Origin of the sequence: Faecalicatena contorta (assembly GCF_003149105.1) — a bacterium.
In the GTDB taxonomy this organism is placed as follows: domain Bacteria; phylum Bacillota; class Clostridia; order Lachnospirales; family Lachnospiraceae; genus Muricomes; species Muricomes contortus_C.
The window spans coordinates 502,294-518,943 of sequence record NZ_QGDS01000002.1 but is presented as its reverse complement, the minus strand read 5'-3'; the positions used below and the strand labels follow the sequence as shown (position 1 = coordinate 518,943).

General features: G+C 43.2%; 13 protein-coding genes. All 13 read right to left on the bottom strand.

Annotated features, from left to right (window positions below; genetic code table 11):
• Positions 1-96: 96 nt before the first annotated feature.
• Positions 97-579: a PTS sugar transporter subunit IIA gene (locus tag A8805_RS05705; protein ID WP_109709225.1), complete on the bottom strand. Its 483-nt coding sequence runs from the start codon at positions 577-579 to the stop codon at positions 97-99.
• Between the two features lie 23 nt (positions 580-602).
• A complete protein-coding gene (murQ, locus tag A8805_RS05700; RefSeq protein ID WP_109709224.1) occupies positions 603-1,496 on the bottom strand; it encodes an N-acetylmuramic acid 6-phosphate etherase in 894 nt (297 codons plus the stop codon).
• Between the two features lie 27 nt (positions 1,497-1,523).
• Positions 1,524-2,372 (bottom strand): MurR/RpiR family transcriptional regulator, encoded by an 849-nt coding sequence (locus tag A8805_RS05695; protein ID WP_109709223.1) that lies wholly within the window; start codon positions 2,370-2,372, stop codon positions 1,524-1,526.
• Positions 2,373-2,377: 5 nt separating this feature from the next.
• Positions 2,378-3,712, bottom strand: a complete 1,335-nt coding sequence (locus A8805_RS05690) for a PTS transporter subunit EIIC (protein ID WP_109709222.1) — start codon at positions 3,710-3,712, stop codon at positions 2,378-2,380.
• Positions 3,713-3,747: 35 nt separating this feature from the next.
• Entirely contained in the window at positions 3,748-4,686 is a 939-nt protein-coding gene (locus A8805_RS05685; RefSeq protein WP_109709221.1) for a GNAT family N-acetyltransferase, read from the bottom strand.
• 266 nt (positions 4,687-4,952) lie between these two features.
• Entirely contained in the window at positions 4,953-6,020 is a 1,068-nt protein-coding gene (locus tag A8805_RS05680; protein WP_242992285.1) for a galactose ABC transporter substrate-binding protein, read from the bottom strand.
• A 70-nt stretch (positions 6,021-6,090) separates the two neighbouring features.
• Positions 6,091-7,062, bottom strand: coding sequence for a substrate-binding domain-containing protein (locus tag A8805_RS05675; protein ID WP_109709220.1), 972 nt, complete (start codon positions 7,060-7,062; stop codon positions 6,091-6,093).
• The gene (locus A8805_RS05670) at positions 7,059-8,867 is read right to left on the bottom strand and encodes a sensor histidine kinase (protein WP_109709219.1); all 1,809 of its coding nucleotides are present in this window, start codon (positions 8,865-8,867) and stop codon (positions 7,059-7,061) included. The genes A8805_RS05675 and A8805_RS05670 overlap by 4 nt, the downstream gene beginning before the upstream one ends.
• 3 nt (positions 8,868-8,870) lie before the next feature.
• Positions 8,871-10,508, bottom strand: a complete 1,638-nt coding sequence (locus A8805_RS05665; protein ID WP_109709218.1) for a response regulator — start codon at positions 10,506-10,508, stop codon at positions 8,871-8,873.
• A gap of 110 nt (positions 10,509-10,618) precedes the next feature.
• On the bottom strand, positions 10,619-11,851 hold the full coding sequence (gene mglC / locus A8805_RS05660; RefSeq protein ID WP_109709217.1) for a galactose/methyl galactoside ABC transporter permease MglC: 1,233 nt from the start codon (positions 11,849-11,851) through the stop codon (positions 10,619-10,621).
• A gap of 28 nt (positions 11,852-11,879) precedes the next feature.
• Positions 11,880-13,379: a sugar ABC transporter ATP-binding protein gene (locus A8805_RS05655; protein WP_109709216.1), complete on the bottom strand. Its 1,500-nt coding sequence runs from the start codon at positions 13,377-13,379 to the stop codon at positions 11,880-11,882.
• 63 nt (positions 13,380-13,442) lie between these two features.
• Positions 13,443-14,531 (bottom strand): galactose ABC transporter substrate-binding protein, encoded by a 1,089-nt coding sequence (locus A8805_RS05650; protein WP_109709215.1) that lies wholly within the window; start codon positions 14,529-14,531, stop codon positions 13,443-13,445.
• A 262-nt stretch (positions 14,532-14,793) separates the two neighbouring features.
• On the bottom strand, positions 14,794-16,593 hold the full coding sequence (aspS, locus tag A8805_RS05645; protein WP_109709214.1) for an aspartate--tRNA ligase: 1,800 nt from the start codon (positions 16,591-16,593) through the stop codon (positions 14,794-14,796).
• Positions 16,594-16,650: the final 57 nt, after the last annotated feature.

Here is a 16,650-nt window from a genome sequence, read left to right as displayed (position 1 = left end):
TTAGATTTAATAACTGATTATGGGCTTATGCTAATGTTCAATTGTCTGCTTAATATTTATTTAAACTACTAACAGATACATCCTCTTCTATTACTTTTATTTTTCTTTTATAATAAGTACATCATCTCCGGCTAAAATATCCATTCCAGAGATACCTTCCACCGACGCGTAATCCCCGGTATTGCAAACCACCATCAGCGTAACTGAATCGTATCCGTTTCTTTTCACTTTTTCCAAATCCACGCTCAGCAGAGATGCTCCTTTTTTTATCCGGTCACCTGCCTTCACATAGCTCTTAAAGCCATCTCCTTTTAGCTGTACTGTATCAATCCCTACATGAATTAAAATCTCTGCACCATCTCCGGTTGTCATACTTAGTGCATGCAAGGTATCAAAAACCATGTCTATTTTTCCATCTGCCGGTGCATAAATCTGTCCATCCATCGGAATTATTCCAATACCCTTTCCCAGCAGCTCTTCACGGAATATGGGATCATTCACCTCCTGAAACGGTACCGCCTTTCCTTTGACCGGAGCTCCAATCACATGCTCTTTTTTGCTTTTTAATAATTTAGCCATACTAATCTCCATGTATTTTCTGTTTAGATACATTTTTTTACAAACCCTTTTGCTTTACAGAGTTTCTGTTCTGCTTCTTCTCGTGATGCTCCTGTCAGGAGCATTACAATTGCTGTCTTTATTGATTGATCTGCCTGCTGCAATGCCAAAACTGCTTGATTTTCTGAACACTGCGTACTTTCCATTATAATCCGCTTTGCACGGTCTTCCAGCTTATGATTGGTAGCCTTCATATCCACCATGTGATTACCATATACTTTGCCAATCCCCACCATCGCTGTAGTTGATATCATATTCAAAACCAATTTTTGGCAGGTTCCCGCTTTGAGTCTGGTAGAACCGGTTAACACTTCTGGTCCTGCATCTACTTCTATTGCAATATCTGCATAATCAGAAATAGCGGCATGATAATTGCATGCAAGACTGATACAAGCTGCTCCTTTTTCTTTAGCCGCCTTCAGCGCTCCAATACAATAGGGTGTTCTACCGGAGGCTGCAATAGCCAAAACCACATCCTCTTTTTTTAATCTTACGTTTTCCAGGTCTTTTGCGGCTAGTTCCTCGGAATCTTCTGCTCCTTCATTTGCACGGGCAAAGGCCTTTTCTCCACCTGCCATAATTGCAATCACTTCATCTGTTGTAGAAAAGGTAGGAATACATTCTACCGCATCCATTACCCCTATTCTTCCGCTCGTTCCTGCGCCCACATAAATTAGTCTTCCTCCGTTTTCGAGTGCATAAATAACTTGTTTCACCGCTTGTTCGATTGTCGGGATCGCTTTCCTGACTGTTTTTATTACATTTTCATCTTCCTGATTCATTAAAACCAACAATTCATGAATTTCCATTATATCCATTTCTTTTGATTTTGGATTGGATATCTCCGTACTTAACCGATGCAATTGTTCTTTTTCCATTTTAATCCTTTCCTCTGAGTACAGATTCTATTCCTCCTGTTTTTTTGGTATATACGTTTTCTTCACTTGTATAGCAGCTTCTTCAAAATGCCGGTTTAAATATGCTGTATATAAAATATCCACAACATTTAATTGCGAAATTCGGGAAGACATTGCCCCGCTTCGAATCAGGAATTCAGAAGCTGCCACATAGAGCTTATAATCCGCTACGCGTGCCAGCTTTGAATCCGCAACCCTGGTAATTGCAATTACAGAAGCCCCTCTTTCTTTTGCAATTTGTGCACATGTCACCATTTCTTCCATAAGACCTGAATAGCTAATGACAATAGCCAAATCTTTTGAGGTCATATTTTTAGCATAAAGCTGCTGCACGTGCCAATCATTATGAATAAAACATACCTTATCTACTCTCAAAAATTTCATATAGGCATCCTGTGCCACCAAAAGAGAAGAACCGATACCAAAAAAACAAATGTTCCGACATTGTTCTAACAAAACCACACACTGTTCCAGCACAGCTTCGTCCATCAATTTTCTGGTTTTTTCCAGGGATGTGATGTTCTTATAGGTAATCTTTGCAATAAGTTCTTCCAGCCGGTCTTCCCTTTGGATTTCTTCACTGTAGGCGTTATCACTTTCTTCACGGATAATCAGTTCCGCAATCAGTGCTTTTTGAAATTCTTTATATCCTGAAAATCCTGTTTTTTTACATAGTCTTACGATTGTTGAGGCAGATGAGAAAGAAGCAGCGGCCAACTGATGTATAGTATAGGAAGAAGATTCTTTTGGGTATTCTAAAATAAACCGGACCACTATTCTCTCTGCACTGCTTGCTTTCTCTTGATATTCTTGAAATCTAATAAGTACACTTTTCATCTTATTTATTCTTCTTCCGGATCAGCAAACCCTAATAGCATACAGAATAGAAAACCTGCTGCGTATGAGATTGCAATACCAATTAAATATTTAAGAGGACTAGTTGTTATCAGTGAAAGCTGCAGCCCTGATAACTCCGGAATTTTTGCTGCCACATGCATTATTGCCACAGCGCTGCCACCTACTGCACCGCCCAGGCAAGAAGCAAGAAATGGTTTTCCTAATGGAACCGTCACACCCCACATCAAAGGTTCTCCAATTCCCAGCATCCCAACCGGCAATGCATTCTTGCACACCTTTTTAAGACGTTTGTTTTTGGTTTTTAAAAGCACATAAAAAGATGCTCCTACCTGACCTGCACCTGCCATACATGTAACCGGAAGCAAATATGTTACACCAAAATCAGTAATTAACTGTGCATTAACAGCAATCAGACCGTGATGCATACCTGTCATAACCAGCGGCAGATAAACCAGGGTTGCCAAACCAGCTAACGCCGGAACATTATAAATAATATATTGTACAAAATTTCCTACAGTATCTGATACAAGTCCTGCAAGAGGCTGGAAAATAATAAGGCCTAAAAACGTCATGATAAAAATCGTGAAAAGCGGTGTTAAGAATGTATCCAATATTTCCGGCATTCTTTTCCGAATTATTCTCTCTAGTTTTGCTCCAATTGCAGCAACAATCAAGATAGAAATAACGCCACCCCGGCCAGCTGCACATTCAATCCCCATGATATGAATTCCGGTAATGCTGGCAGTATTTAAAATTGCTGCCAATACTGCCCCCAAAATTGGAGAACCGCCAAATTCCTTTGCGGTATTATAGCCCACGATAATTGGCAAAAGACTAAACACGGAATATGCAATGGCTGATAAGATCTTACCAAAGTCAGTTTCCTCCAATCCCGGAAAAAACACATAGCCCGCTTCATAAATTGCTACCATCAATCCACATGCAATAAATGCAGGTAGAATTGGAATAAATACACTAGCAACCTTCTTTAGTACTCTTTTAAACGGTGTATTATTCTTCTCCCGGTTCTCTTCCTTTCGGACTGCTGCTTCATCAACCTCGCTGCTTTTAATTCCTGTAATTTCGGAAATTTCTGCTGCAATTTTACTGCTTTTACCCGGTCCTACAACGAGCTGCACATTATTTCCCTGTACTGTAGTTCCTAAAATATACTCTAACTTTTTCAGTTGCTCAACCTCACATTTTTCAACATCTTTTACATTGATACGTACACGTGTCATACAATTTTCTACAGAAAGTAAGTTTTCCTTGGTTCCTAGTAATTCAATAATGTCTAATGTGATTTTTTGATTACTCATAAAGCTTCCTCCTCATTCCTGAATCCAACATCAAACTATAGTTCCTTTTTGTAAGAAATAAATGTTCTAAATACCTCCAGACCATGCCGTTCATAGTATCTTCTTCCCGGTTCGTCTGTTGTTACGAAATACATTCTGTATATTCCCTTTTTAGACATTTCGCAGCATTGAATATCCAGAAGAATCCCTCCAATACCAGCATTTCTTTCAGATTGCGCTACTCCAATCGGACCGAACCTCATAGGATTTCCATCAATCGCCCTCATACAAAAACCACAAATTTTGTTTTCACAATTTAGTACAAGCAGGATCAAATCTTCTGCAATTTCTTTTTGCATTGCAATCAATGCATTACGTTTCCAGCCGCCACCGAATTCTATCTGCAGAAATTCCAGCAGCTCCAAGGTATATTCATATCGGAATTTCAGAAATTGGTAGCCTTTTTCTTCTGCCTCTTTTTGTTTTTGAATTGTTCTCTCCGGAATCTGATAACCGTGAAGATTTTTTCCCATTGAATAGTGCTCTTCCTGAGGAATGTATCCCATTTTTTCAAAAAAGCGGATTGCCATTGGATAATTCCCTGAATCTACCCCAGGAAAGAAGTAATTGGGCGAATATGCACCCAGAGTAATATTTTTGCAGCCAGCTTCTTTTAGAGCATTTTCACAATTTGTAAGCAGTTGAGTTCCAATTCCACAGTGCTGATATTCTTTGTCTACAAACAGAACATTGACCCAGCCGCGTTCCGGTTCCAATCCCCGCTCCAGATATGGAAACTTTCGTTTTGTTCCGTAAATAAAGCCGATGATTATTCCTTTGTCCAATGCAACCCAGCTTAAATCCGCATCGAAATTCTCATCCAGTATTGCCTGCCTCCGAAACTTTTTAACATCAAGCGCATCAAATGTACAGGTTCGATTCCATAAATCAACAACCTCTGTTTCATCCTTTTGGATATAGTGTCTAATTTCCATCCTTTTTCTCCTTCCAAGAATCATATTCGAACCGGCCTTATAACTACATATTATCAGTTGAAATGTTTTTGTCAATTAACTTGAATATAAATGAAATTTTATTTCAACTTTAGGATATATTGTGTTATATTTGTCTATTTCTTGAAATTTTTTATACGTATGTAACTAATATCAACGGGTTACAAAACAATTTAAAAATGCGGTGTATTACGCTTTTTACAAGCCATAATACGCCGCATCTTCTTTTATTTGACAGTCACCCAGTATTATTCCTGCTTCAGAACTACATTCGCATTTACCAACGTCACTTTATAATGTGGAACCCGCACATAATGTCCTTCCAGTTCCGGAACCATATCCGAAGGATTTTTCCCTTCGATACAGGCACCTCCGATGGTTAATATCACCTCTGCCTGTCTTTTTGCATCATTTTTTACGGTACCGTATATCTCCCCTTTAGATATTGACTCCAAACAGTCTTTCGTTCCGTCAATACCCAGAACAATCGGACCGTTTTTTAACATATTCTTTTCACGCAGGGCCTGCACTGCCCCAAGAGCCATTTCGTCATTGTTGGCCACCACTACTTCAATTGCATCACCATACTCTTCCAGCCATTTCAGCATTGCTTCATAGGATGGCGAACGCATCCAGTTACACATCTCACTCCCTAGCTTATCCATCTCAATTCCCGCCTGAAGGACCGACTTCACTGAAAACTCTGTGCGTATCAATGCATCCTGATGCACCTGTTCGCCTTCCAGCATCACATACTGAAGCTTTCCATCCCTATTCTTATCTATGCTCTGGGGATTTCTTTCATAGGCGCTGACAAGAAGCTCCCCTTGCAGAATTCCTGCTTCTTCTGCATCTGTACCGACATAATATTCTTTATTCCAGATCTGCATGTCCTCTTCCACCGGTTCCCTGTTAAAAAATATAATCGGAATACCGGCTTCCTTTGTTTTATCTGCAATCACTGCCGCTGCTGTCCTGTCAACCATATTTACGCAGATAATATCATATCCCTTATTAATAAAGTTATCTACCTGGTCATTTTGGCTTCCCTGATTATTCTTGGCATCTGCAAGGTTTACGATTACCTTGCGCCCCAACTTCACCTCAAGAGCTTTCGCTTCACTTGTCAGATGGCCGCTCAGAGAAGATATAAACGCATCATCCCCCCTGTAGATAGCAACTCCTATTTTAATCGGACTATTTTCCTGTTCAGGCATATTCTTGCCGGCGCATCCCGAACATAACATAATCCCTATAATTAGAATTATTATCCCTGTCCTTTTCCATAATATTTTCAATGCCTGCTTCATGCTCATTCCCCTATCCTGCCCTCCAAAACTTATATAGAAACCCGTACCGTTCTCAATCATTACCATCCAGAACCGGCTACTGTACAAATGGAAATAGAAGACGCTGATTTTCTTTCTTGTATATTTGGCTGGCGTCAATGATGGAATATTTGATCTGATTCTTCTCTATTTCTTCTTCGTTCAGTTTCATGACTGCATTTCTGACACTTAAATACCCAATGCTGTACTCATTCGATACACCAATCACTTGGATAGTGCCGCTTTCCAGATAGTTGATGATCTGATTCGTATTTCCGGTTCCATAGATAGAAATATCCTTAAAATCGGGATTTTCCTGCTTGGCTTTTCCCAGGGCTTCCAGCTCCGGGCTGCTGAAAGCAACAATATGACGTGTGCTCTGGTTTGCCATTAGGTTCGTAAACATTAATGCACGTGACACCTCATCAGTACCTGCATCAACCTCCTCAACCGGAACCGCTGAAACATCCATAATCTCCTTCACTCCCAGATACCGCTCTGCCACATCTGAATACTCTGTCCCGCTCTTTACCAGAATCACGCCCTCTTCAGGCCCCAGCCGTTTCAAAATCGATTTTCCTAATTCCTGCCCGATTACATAGTCATCTGCATGGATCTGGATTATCTTATTATCTTTCCCGTCCCCGGTACGGGATTTCACCTCAACAACCGGTATCACTGCATTAATCTTTTCCAGCTCAGCCCTGACCCCATCGTCGTCTATACCCTCTATAAGAATCGCATCTGCCCCATTCTCCACTTCTTTTTCCAACAGCGCCTTCTGCCCATTGGCATCAGCCCGATTCCCAGAATTGACTGCCGTAAGCTCTACATTAAATGCATTGGATGCCTGCTCCATCCCCTGTAAGATTACCTGTTGTGACTCTTCCGGTATCTCGCCGCGATGGATATAGGATATCTGATACACTTCCTCTCCCTTTATTTGCTGGGGATTTGTGCTGAAAATCACGATTCCTGCTACCCCGCATGCGCTCAATACCAGGATTATAATCTTTTTTTTCAGTGTCACAGTCTGCCCTCCCCTCTTTTTTCTGCCTCTTCCACTGATATGAGAGGCAGGCGTGCACGCACAACAGTACCCTCATCCGGCTCGCTTTCTACCTCCAATCCGTATTCATCCCCAAAGCAGAGCTGAATCCGTTCCTCCACATTATGAAAGCCAATACCAGAACCCCGTTTGCGGTTCTTCTGTCCAGCTCCACTTACTAGTACCTCTACCTGTTCTTCTGTCATTCCAGGACCATTATCTTCAACTTCGATAATCAGGCTGTCCTGCCTTTGATATGCACGGATATTGATTTCTCCATCCCCATCCATAAACTCAAGACCATGATAGATGGAATTCTCCACCAGAGGCTGGATGCTCAGCTTAATCACTGCACATTGCAGCACACCATCTTCCGCTTCGATTTCATAAACAAACTTGTTCTTATACCTTACCTTCTGGATGATCAGATAATTCTCTACATGCTGCAGCTCCTGCTCAACCGTGATGATGTTCTTCCCTTTACTTAAGCTAATGCGAAACAGCCTGGCCAGAGCTGTGACCATCGTAATTGCGCCGTCATAACGCTCATTCTCAATCATCCACACAATCGAATCCAGTGTATTATACAGGAAATGTGGATTTATCTGTGACTGCAGCGCATCCATCTCACTCTTTCTTTTACTCTCCTGCTCCACTACAATATCATCCATCAGCCCGCGCATGTTATCAGCCATGGACTGGAGTGTTTTAGCCAAATGCCGGATTTCATAGGTCCCGTTCTGTGGAATCGTGGCATACAGGTTATTACGCTCCAGTTCCCTGACAGAGCGTTCCAGCTGTTTAATCGGATTGGCAACTCTGGATGACACAAATGCATTCACGGCAATCAAGGTCAGTATGGCGAAGATTGCAACAAACCACAGAAACTGGCTGTTCTGCGTATAGACAGAAGTAATATCCTCTGTCGGTGACACACCGATCAGCTTCCATCCGGTATATCCAACTGTTTTTACTGTAATCTGCCGCTCCTGCCCCTCAAATACCTCTATATGGCTGCCCTCAGAATAAGATGACGCCTTTTTATGGTTTTCACGGATTACCCCTGCGTATATCATCTGCTGGTTTGGATGATAAATCAGCTCACCGCTCTGATCCACGAGATATACATAGCCTGATTTCCCCAGATCCACATTCTTACATATCTGCTCTATGCCCGTAAAATTCATATTTACCAGCACAACTCCGTGGATGATTGTCCCGTCCTTTGTCATCTCTACAGAGCGGCTTAAGGAGACTACCCAATGATAAATATTATCTGAATTTACAAACAGATTTTCCACATGGGGCGTTGAAAAATGCAGATTCTCAATCTTTTGATTTGCACGGATAAACCATTCTTCCGAGGACGGTTCTGCATTTAACTTCAGCCTGCTCAGCGGCTGGGCTGCTATGATTTTTCCATCATCATTGAAAATCGCAATGCTGACCAGCGAAGAGATATTTGCATCATATAAAAGCTTCATCTGGTCTGCCACCTTCTGGATGCCGTCCTTTTCGATATCTGTATTCTTGATGATACTATAATACATGGTATTTGAAATACTCATCATATTATGCAGATAGTTGTTCAGGTTCTGGTTCATTTGGTTCAGTACATTCTTGTTGTTGTTTATTGCCATCTTTTCAGCCGAATCTACAAAGCGTCTGGAATATCCCATCGCTACCACGATAACGACAGCTACGGAGACAGCTGTAAATGTAAGCGACAGCGTAAACTGCAGGCTCCTGCGCCGCAATGATTTTTTTACTTTTTCCCACAGTCTCATTTCTTATCTCTCCTGCTGCTTTCTGTACCTGGATGGAGCTACTCCATACTTTTTCTTGAACACATAACTAAAATAATTCGGTTCTGCATACCCTGCCTTTGCCGCAATCACATATGTTTTGTCCGAAGTCGTATCCAGCAGGCGGACCGCTTCATTCAGGCGCACCTCTGTAAGATAAGACACAAAGCTTTTCCCCGTTTCCTTCTTAAATACAGTTGAAAAGTATGCAGGGCTTACATGAAGTTCCTCGCATAGCCGCTCAACTGACAGGGAAGCATCCGGGAAATGCTCCTCCACAAATGCTTTTGCTCTAAATGTCAATGACTTGCCGGAGTCCATCCGCTCTTTCTGAATCATCCCTCCCAGCTTCAGGAAACCACGCATGAACCACTCCTCAATCTGCCCAAGTGAATGCAGCCCGAACAGCGTAGAAATATAATTCGCCTCTCCTCCAAATGCTCCTTTTAAATCCAGCTGATATGCATTTGACAGCCTCATCGCCAGGGTAAACAATTCAAATATATGTGCCTGATAACGGTGGTAGGGAAGTTTGGACTGCTCCAGTTTGGAGAAAAAACCAGAGGTCAGCTTCCGGATCTTTTCTACATTCCCTGCTTTTATTGCTGTGAGGAAGGCACGCTCCTCCGTCTCGGAAAACTGCAGCCTTCCGGATAAGTCCTCGGGCTCCACATCCTTAATATATACACACCGTCCGCCTTCTGAACGCCCTTTAAGCATGCTGTATTCCACTGCATTCCCAGCCTCTCTGTAGGAATAGCTAATCTCCCCCAGGCTCTCCACTATACCGCCTATTCCGGCAGCTATTTCCATGCCCGTGACCTTCCTGCCTTCCCTGCAGATTTCATTCACTTCATTGATTAGGATGGAAATCTGGCTTTCATAGTTCAACTGTACAACCCCAATGACAAAATCCCCGTGAAGAAGGCAGTCAGCTTTATGAAACCTGCCCAGCACCGCTTCCATAATCTGACGTATGGCAAGTGGGATCAGCTCTTCCTTTCCTGCAAATGCAGAAGTCTGCCCCTTCACCTCAACGATAGGCTCCCTGTCTACTGCCACCAGCACCACTGCCCGGTATCCCTTTCCTGAATCCACCTGATACTGTCTGGCTTTCTGGAGAATCTGCTGTTGCGGGACGGTCCTTTCCAATATGCCGGAAATCAGCTGCTCTCTCATAACCGGATAACTCTCTATATAACTTTTCCTAAGCCTGTCAATGTCACTGCGTTCCTCCAGCTCCTTGTCCATTTTTTTCTTTAAATTTATCAAAGACTCTGTCATCTGGGCTGATGAAATAGGTTTCAGAAGATATTCCTCCACATTCAGACGGATTGCTTTCTGTGCATATTCAAAATCATCAAATCCTGAAAACACAATGATTTTAACTGTAGGGAGTATCTCTACAGCCTTCTCTATAAACTCAAGGCCATCCATAAACGGCATCTTTATATCCGTCATAATAACATCCGGCTTAGCCTGCTCCAGAAGTTCAAGGGCCTCCACACCATTCTCAGCGGAAGCCGCAACCTCAAACCCCAGTACATTCCAATCCAGTTTTTGTATCATTCCGTCTCGAATCTCGGCCTCGTCATCCGCTATCAAAATCTTATAATACCCCATAAAGGACCTCCATTTCAGATGCTGCTTTTCCAATAGAATACAAGTAGGAAATGCCATAACAGACATAAATCCATTATAGCATTTCCGGTGCTTTCCCTCCATATACAATTCTATTTTTTTCTGTACTTTGACAAATCAATCGCAACCGCCACTGCAATGATGATACCTTTAATTACCTGCTGCCACATCGGGCTGACTGCTATGAACTGTAGGCCGTACTGAATGACAGTAAAGATAAGCACACCGCTGACGATGCCGCTGACTTTTCCAATACCTCCGTTTAGAGATACGCCGCCCACAACGCAGGCAGCAATGGCATCCAGCTCATAGCCGTTCCCATAGTTGTTCGTTGCTCCTGCAGTCCTTGCTGCTTCCAGCACACCTGCAATTCCGTAAAGCACGGACGCGAGAATGAAGATTCCCATGATTGTCTTGAATACATTCACGCCGGATACGACTGCCGCTTCCCTGTTTCCGCCGATTGCATATACATTTTTACCAAACACTGTTTTATTGAGAATAAACCATATCAATATAACAAAGAAGATTGCAATAGGGACAAGTACGGAAATCCCTGGAAATACTCCGTCTATGACCAGAATCTTTTTCTGTCCCAGTGCCACAAAATCCGGACGTACACCGCCGATAGGCTGGGATTTGTTTGGCTCCATGTCAAAATACAGGGAGTTTACACCATATACAATAACCTGCACAGCCAGTGTTGCAATAAATGGGTGCATCTCATACTTTGCCACAAGAAAGCCGTTAAGCAGACCGAATACAGCACATGCAAGCACAGAAAGTATGATAGGTATAATCACTGCCATGTGCGGAAGGTCCGGGAAGAACCTGTTGGCATAATCCGCCGTCTGCAGCATGGATGTAGAAATAACCGCCGCCAGACCTACCATACGTCCGGCTGACAGGTCAGTACCTGCAATCAGAAGCGTAAAACTAATTCCAAGAGCCACAGTCATCCTTGTGGAAGACTGAGTCAGGATATCCAGCATTACCTGAAGTTTCATAAAACGCGGTTCCATAATCATAATTACAATTACCATGACAAGCAATGCAAGCATAATCGCATTATTTGTCAAGAACCGCTTTGCTGTAGATGCTGAAATTTCTACATCAATCCCCTTGTACTGCCGTGCCGTAAGATGCCTGAGACCATACAGCCCAAATGCCGCCCCTACCAGAGCCACATATAGCCCTAAATCATAAAAGACTGCCGGATCCAGAAAATAGAACAGGACCCATCCTAAAATAAATACCGCAGCACCGGTTATTGCGAAAGTCATGCTATATTTTTTTCGGGCAATTATTTTCCCTGTTTTCTGCATATGTATTACCTCACTTTCCTCTCATTTCCTACTGCATAAACTTGGTAGCATAATTCATAACCTGCACAGAATCTGCTTCCTTGGCATTTAAAAATCCTGTAACACGCCCCTCACACATTACCATGATTCTATCCGACATTCCCAGAAGCTCCGGCATCTCGGAAGAAATCATGATAATGGATTTTCCGGCCTGCACCAGCTTATGCATGATTGTATATATCTCATATTTGGCGCCGACATCAATTCCCCTTGTAGGTTCATCCAGAATCAGGATATCCGGGTCTGTCAGAAGCCATCTTGCCAGAAGTACCTTCTGCTGGTTCCCTCCTGACAGATTTTCAATCAGTTCATCCATATTCGGGGTTTTTGTCCTCAGCTCCGCATTTGATTTCTCTGCTGCGCCAATCCGCTTTCTGTTATTCAGCACTCCTGCAGACGCATACTTTTTCTGGCTCGCTATGACTGTGTTGTCGAGAACTGAAAGGATTCCGAATATTCCGGTAGCACGGCGCTCTTCTGTGAGGAGTGCGATATTTTCCCGGATTGCATCTCTCGGAGATTTAATCTTAAAGGTCTTTCCGTCTTTGAAGATTGTTCCTTCCATAATTTCACGAAGCCCAAAGATGGCTTCCACCAACTCCGTCCGCTGAGCCCCTACCAGTCCGCCTATTCCAAGGATTTCTCCTTTTTTTAATTCAAAGCTGACATTCTGGAAAGATTTTGGCAGCGGAGAAGAAAGCTCTTCTACTTTCAGCACTGCCTCATCCGATGGGGTATATGCTTTCGGAGGGAAACGGTTGGTCATATCCCTTCCTACCATCCTGCTGATAATCAAATCTGTAGTCAAATCCTTTGCGTCCCAGGTCCCGACATATTGTCCGTCCCGCATAATCGTGACCTCATCAGCTATTTTCAGAATCTCTTCCATTTTATGTGATATGTAGATAATCGCGCATCCTTTTTCCTGCAGCTGCCGGATAATCTTAAACAGATGCTGCGTTTCATTCTCCGTCAGAGATGAGGTAGGCTCATCCATAATAATGACCTTGGAATTATAGCTGACTGCCTTTGCAATCTCCACAAGCTGAAGATTCGACGCAGACAGGGCTCCCGCCAGCACTTCCGGGTCTATATCCAAATCTACTTCCTGAAACAACTTTTTTGTTTTTTTAATCATTTCCTTTTTATCAACTGCTATTGCCTTCATTGGGAATCTGCCGAGCCATATATTTTCCATGACCGGCCGAAAACGGATTGGATGAAGCTCCTGATGAATCATAGAGACACCAAGATCAAGCGCCTGCTTTGATGTCATGATCTTTTCCGGTTTCCCATCCAGGATAATTTCCCCGTCATCCTCATGATAGATACCGAACAGACACTTCATTAAAGTGGACTTTCCGGCCCCGTTTTCTCCCATCAGAGCATGAACAGTACCAGCCCGGACTTTCAGGCTGACATCATCAAGTGCTTTTACACCTGGAAAAATCTTAGTTATGTGGTTCATTTCCAGTATATATTCGCCCATGTCCTCATTCCTCCTTCATGGCCGGGAGGTAAAATCCCCCGGCCTATTTTTCATTCCAGTGTCCTATTCCATATAATCCTGATAATTTTCGTCTGTTACCTTCACATAGTCAATCCAGATGTATTTGCCGTCTGTGATTGGATATCCAACATTCTCTTCATTGATTTCTTTTCCGGCTACTGCTGCTGTAGCTACACTGATTGTTGCCTTGCCCTGGTTTTCTGCATCATTCAGGACTGTCCCCAGCAAGGAACCATCTTTCATGGCTTCCAGAGCCGGCGCTGTGGCATCAACTCCCACTACAGGAATATATTTTGCAAGATCATCTTTATTTTTGTTATACCCTTCTGCTTTCAATGCTTCTATTGCGCCCAGAGCCATATCGTCATTGTTACAAAGCACTGCCTCTATTTTGTCCAGCCCCTGTCCTGTGATGAAGGCCTTCATCAAGTCTGTCGCTTTTGCCTTATCCCACATTGCTGTATCTGCTGCCAGCTGTTCCGTCTTGAAGCCTGCCTCTTCCAGTGCTTTCACAGAATATTCCGTACGCAGTGTTGCATCCTGATGCCCCGGTTCTCCCTGGATCATAATATACTGGATGACGCCATCCCCATTTTTATCTGCTTCCGGATGCTCTGTAAAAAAGTCTGCAATAATCTCACCGGAAAGGGTTCCTGACTGCTCTGCTTTTGCACCTACATACCACACTTTGTCATAGCTCTGCATGTCATTTTCCTCGGGCTCACGGTTCAGGAATACAATCGGCAGTTCAGCAGCCTTTGCTTTTTCAATGATTGGAGCTGCTGCTGTACGGTCCACCGCATTGATTGCCAGCGCATTTACGCCTTTGGTGATAAATGTATCAACCTGCTCGTTCTGCGTAGCCTGTTTATTCTGGGAATCCACCAGTTCCAGCTCAGCACCTTTTGCCTTCGCCTGCTCTGTCATCGCTGTACGCACACCGGTCATGAATGTGTCATCAAATTTGTAGATCGCAGAACCAATCATCACGCTTTCTGTCTTTGCACTGTCACCACTATCTTTTGTGTCACCCGTACTGCCGCCACCTCTTCTGCACCCGGTCACCATTCCCGCTGCCATGACTGCTGCCAGACTTAACGCCATTAATCTTGCTGCTTTCTTGCTTCTCATAACTTCATCCTCCTGAATCTGATTATTTGTTCTGTAAGTTACTGTTCATTTAACATGGACTCAGTATAGGTATTTTTTCTAATGAAGTACATACGAATTTCTTTGGGGTTGCTTTGATTTTTTGAGATTATTGTATGATATATACATAATTCAAAATGATTTTTTGTATATTTTGCCCAAATAATTTAAAAATACGGTGTATTACGCTTTTTAACAAACCGTAATATACCGCATCTTCTTTTATCTTATAGCCATCTAGTTATTATTTTCCTGTTTCCTGGTTTTCAGTATATTTTTCCAAACCCAATTCTTTAAGCTGTTTATCATCTACTGCACTGGGCGCTTCTGTCATCAGACAGGAAGCATCTTTTATTTTCGGAAATGCCATAACATCACGAATGCTATCTTCCTGAGCCATCAGCATTACCATGCGGTCCAGGCCGTAAGCCAGACCAGCGTGAGGCGGAACTCCATATCTGAAGGCATCCAGGAGGAAGCCAAACTGGTCATGAGCCTGCTCTTTTGTGAAACCAAGGACCTCAAACATTTTTTCCTGTATATCATTCTGGAAGATACGGACACTTCCTCCGCCGATTTCATTTCCATTGAGTACAATATCATATGCTTTCGCACGGACTCTGCCCGGATCAGAATCTATATACTGTAAATCTTCCTCCAAAGGCATCGTAAATGGATGATGCATAGCCGTAAAGCGGTTCTGCTCCTCGCTCCATTCAAGCAGCGGGAATTCTGTTACCCAGAGGAACTTATATTCATCTTTATCCAGGATTTCTGTCTGCCTTGCGATTTCCAGACGGAGATTTCCCAACACATCCCAGACTACTTTATTCCTGTCAGCCGCAAGCAGAAGTAAATCACCCGGCTCGCCTTCCATGGCCTGAATCAGCTTCTGCATTCCTTCTTCCGTCATAAACTTTGCAAAAGAGGATTTTACAGTGCCGTCTTCCTGAAGTGCAACATAAGCAAGCCCTTTTGCACCGAAGTCCTTCGCAAAATCAACCAGCTTATCGATCTTTTTACGTGGCATAGCTCCCTGTCCCTTTGCATTAATTCCCCGGACAGTTCCGCCATTTTCTATAGCACCTTTGAATACCACAAATTCACAGTCCTTTACCGCTTCCGTTACATTAACCAATTCCATTCCAAAACGGGTATCCGGCTTGTCAGAGCCATAGCGGTCCATCGCCTCCTGCCATGTCATTCTTGGAATCGGGAGCGCTACTTCTATATTCATAACCTCTTTAAATAACTTTGCAAGAAGTCTTTCATTTACATCAATAACATCGTCTACATCTACAAAAGAAAGTTCTATATCAATCTGGGTAAACTCCGGCTGCCTGTCCGCACGCAGATCCTCATCACGGAAACATTTTGCAATCTGGAAATAACGGTCATACCCGGAGCACATCAAAAGCTGCTTAAACAACTGGGGAGACTGAGGCAGGCCATAAAAACTGCCTGGGTGGATACGGCTTGGAACCAAATAATCCCTTGCGCCCTCCGGTGTACTCTTCCCAAGAATCGGAGTCTCTATTTCCAGAAATCCTTCATCAGACAGAAATTGACGGGTCAGAGTCGCAACCTGGCTTCTCATCATCAGATTCCTCTGTAAATCTGGCCTTCTCAAATCCAGATAACGGTATTTCAGACGGAGTTCCTCCTTCGTCTTGCTGTTTTCCTCTATTGGGAAAGGGGGTGTCTCAGACTCTGAGAGAACCCTGAGTTCCTCTGCCCTGATTTCAATCGCACCCGTTGCCAGATTTTCATTTACTGCACCGCTTCTTGCTTCCACTTTACCCACAATTGCAACAACAAACTCACTGCGCAGCTTTGCAGCTTTCTCAATCAGCGCTTCCTTTTCTTCCCCTTCAAATACAATCTGCAGGATACCAGAACGGTCTCTTAAATCCACAAATACGATTCCGCCCTTATTACGGTTCTTCTGTACCCATCCCATCACAGTTACGGTTTCACCGATATTTGCGGCCGATAATTCACCGCATCGGTGTGTTCTTTTTAATCCCTTCATTGACTCTGCCATGTCCATCATCCTCTTTCTTTTCAAAAGGGTCAGACCCCATTCAAAAGGGTCAGACCC